The organism is Bacillus sp. JJ1521 (genome assembly GCF_036965165.1).
Classification (GTDB): domain Bacteria; phylum Bacillota; class Bacilli; order Bacillales; family Bacillaceae_L; genus Ferdinandcohnia.
In genome coordinates this window covers 1-3203 of sequence record NZ_JBALOX010000127.1, presented here as the reverse complement: position 1 = coordinate 3203, position 3203 = coordinate 1, and the positions used below count along the sequence as shown (strand labels likewise).

Sequence of the window (3203 nt, the reverse complement as noted above, 5' to 3'; positions counted from 1 at the left end):
TGACCCACTTCCTGTGGGCCAAAATCTGTGCGCAAATACGCGTTGGCGTATTTGAATTGTATTAAATTGAATAAAACCAACTTCACCCGTATAATAGAGTTAAGAAAATAACGGAACTAGACAAAGAATGACTATTAGAGGGTGAAGAGCTTGGCGACGAAGCATGAGCAAATTTTACAGTATATTGACACACTTCCGATTGGTGAGAAAATTTCGGTTCGACAAATTGCAAAGGATATGAAGGTAAGTGAGGGGACGGCTTACCGTGCAATTAAAGACGCGGAAAATAAGGGATATGTTAGTACAATCGAACGTGTAGGAACGATTCGTATTGAACGAAAGAAAAAAGAAAACATTGAAAAACTGACCTTCGCGGAAGTTGTCAACATTGTTGATGGACAAGTGCTTGGCGGAAAAGCCGGTCTACATAAAACATTAAATAAATTCGTAATCGGCGCAATGAAGCTTGAGGCGATGATGCGATATACGGGTGCTGGTAACCTATTGATTGTTGGTAACCGTACAAAGGCACATGAATATGCTTTAAATGCAGGAGCTGCTGTGTTAATTACGGGTGGCTTTGACACGGACGATCATGTAAAAAAGCTTGCTGATGAGCTGCAACTCCCAATTATTTCAAGTAGCTATGATACCTTTACAGTTGCAACTATGATTAACCGGGCAATCTATGATCAGCTCATAAAAAAGGAGATTGTGTTGGTTGAGGATATTTTAACTCCGAACACAGAGACAGTTAGCCTGCACCTTACAGATAAAGTTGAGAAGTGGTATGAACATAATACTGAAACAGGACATGGACGTTATCCTGTTATTGATAATCAATCCAAGGTCGTTGGAATGGTGACTGCAAAAGACATTATGGGACAGGAACAAAATGTACTCATTGAAAAAGTGATGACAAAACATCCAATGACTGTGAACGGAAAAACATCTGTTGCATCTGTCTCCCATATGATGGTGTGGGAAGGAATTGAAATGCTTCCGGTCGTTGATCAATCAAATCGATTACAAGGAATCATTAGTCGTCAGGATGTTTTAAAAGCCCTTCAAATGATTGGTCGTCAACCACAGGTTGGAGAAACGATTGATGATATTGTCACTAATCAACTGGTCGATATTTCTGCTGACGGAGAGTCTATTTACCAATGTGAAGTAACTCCACAAATGACAAATTACTTGGGAACGATTTCCTATGGTGTGTTTACAACGATTGTCACTGAGGCTGCCAATAGAGTACTCAAATCCTTTAAAAAAGGTGATCTTGTTATTGAAAATATGACGGTTTATTTTATGAAGCCTGTTCAAATTGATAGTACGATGGAAATTCACCCAAGAGTTTTAGAGGTTGGAAGACGATTTGGTAAAGTTGATGTTGAAGTTTTCAATGGTGGAATCGTAGTTGGAAAGGCAATGATGATGGCCCAATTAATAGAAAGATAAATACAGACAAAAAGAGACGCTTTTAAACGCGTCTCTTTTCATTACCCTTGCTGTTCAGCTTCTTTAATGACAAATGGTAGGTAATGCTTATAAGCACGGAATCCAGCCCATACACTACCTCCGCCAACTAAGATAAGGATGGTACCAATGACGTATGAAATGGTAGAAGGATGAACAAAAAATGCATTTAAACCAAAAAGACCAACAAACAGTCCAAGTGCTATACTAGACTTTGCTGAAAGCCATTGTTTTTCAATGGGACGTTTTGAGCGAAAGTATTTTGTTTTATAATAAAAATAAAACCCGAATGCAAAAATGACTAACATAACAAGTATATTCACAAGAAGCTTCCTCCAATTATAGATTGTTATTCCTATTGTAACTCAGAACCCATCCAAAATACTAGTGAATGAAATGTGGAAACTTCGTGAAGAAACCAGGATTATAGAATCATTAAAAAGGAGAAACGAAATGATACAAGACATACTTAAAACAATAACTGAATTCGATACGATTATCATTCATCGCCATGTAAGGCCAGACCCAGATGCTTATGGTTCACAATGTGGATTAGCGGAAATCATTAAAGCCTCGTTTCCAACTAAAAATATATTTATCGTTGGCGAAGATGAACCTTCATTAGTCTTTCTTAAGGAAATGGACCAAATTCCTGATGAATTGTATGAAGACGCATTAGTGATAGTTTGCGATACTGCAAATCAGGGACGGATTTCAGATACACGTTATAATCACGGCAAAAAATTAATCAAGATTGATCACCACCCAAATGAGGACCCTTATGGAGACCTTCTATGGGTTGATACAAATGCGAGCTCTTGCAGCGAAATGATTTATGAGCTTTACCTACAAGGGAAAAATCAAGGATTTATACTTACAAAGGAAGCTGCAAGACTATTATTTGCTGGAATTGTCGGAGATACCGGTAGATTTTTGTTTCAAAATACAAATCAAAAGACATTTACATATGCTGGAGAATTAATCGAATATGGCTTTCATTTTCCGCAAGTTTACGAGAATTTGTATAAAACAAAGGAAAATGTTGCGCGTCTGAGTGGTTATGTCTATCAGAACTACAAGGTTACTGAAGATGGTGTTGGCTGGATGGTGATTACAAAAGATATTCTAAAAGAATACAATGTAACATCTACAGAAGCTTCGCAGCTTGTAAGTAACTTAGGAAATATAGAAAATATTAAAACATGGGTGTTTTTCGTTGAGGAACAGGATCAAATTCGTGTTCGTTTACGTTCAAAAGGGCCAGTCATTAACGGAGTTGCTAAAAAATATAATGGTGGTGGGCATCCACTTGCATCGGGAGCAACTATCTATTCATGGGAAGATGTAGACAAGGTTGTCGCTGATTTGCAGGATATTTGCAATCAGAACTAAAAAAATAAAGTCGCGCGCAAATTTGAGTGCGACTTTTTTAGCTCTCGACCTTGACTGGAATGAACCACGAGCCTAATTCGGTTACTTCTTCAAGTACATTAAGATTTAATGCTTCAATTTCTTTTTTTATCGCATTTATGACATCTGGGGATTCTGCGTAAGCCGAGTATCCATTCTTTATATGAGCCATTTTTTCATTTAATAGTTTTCTGCGGTTAATATACATTTATTCCCTCCTCGTACGTATTAATTTTATTTTATTTCATTTTCGCCTAAAAATGCTATATAAATTTAAAATTTTCTAAAAAATCAGACCCACACGATGTGGGTCA

General features: G+C 37.2%; 4 protein-coding genes. 2 read left to right on the top strand and 2 right to left on the bottom strand.

What is annotated here, in order from left to right:
• Positions 1 to 150: 150 nt before the first annotated feature.
• Positions 151 to 1461, top strand: a complete 1311-nt coding sequence (locus tag V7147_RS16990; RefSeq protein ID WP_335369021.1) for a CBS domain-containing protein — start codon at positions 151 to 153, stop codon at positions 1459 to 1461.
• A 41-nt stretch (positions 1462 to 1502) separates the two neighbouring features.
• Here V7147_RS16990 and V7147_RS16985 read toward each other — a convergent pair whose 3' ends face one another.
• Positions 1503 to 1802 (bottom strand): YtpI family protein, encoded by a 300-nt coding sequence (locus V7147_RS16985; RefSeq protein ID WP_335369020.1) that lies wholly within the window; start codon positions 1800 to 1802, stop codon positions 1503 to 1505.
• 130 nt (positions 1803 to 1932) lie between these two features.
• Here V7147_RS16985 and V7147_RS16980 point away from each other — a divergent pair, with 130 nt between their 5' ends.
• Positions 1933 to 2871 (top strand): DHH family phosphoesterase, encoded by a 939-nt coding sequence (locus tag V7147_RS16980; protein ID WP_335369019.1) that lies wholly within the window; start codon positions 1933 to 1935, stop codon positions 2869 to 2871.
• Positions 2872 to 2908: 37 nt separating this feature from the next.
• On the opposite strand, the gene V7147_RS16975 is transcribed toward V7147_RS16980, so the two are convergent.
• A complete protein-coding gene (locus tag V7147_RS16975) occupies positions 2909 to 3097 on the bottom strand; it encodes a hypothetical protein (protein ID WP_335369018.1) in 189 nt (62 codons plus the stop codon).
• Positions 3098 to 3203: the final 106 nt, after the last annotated feature.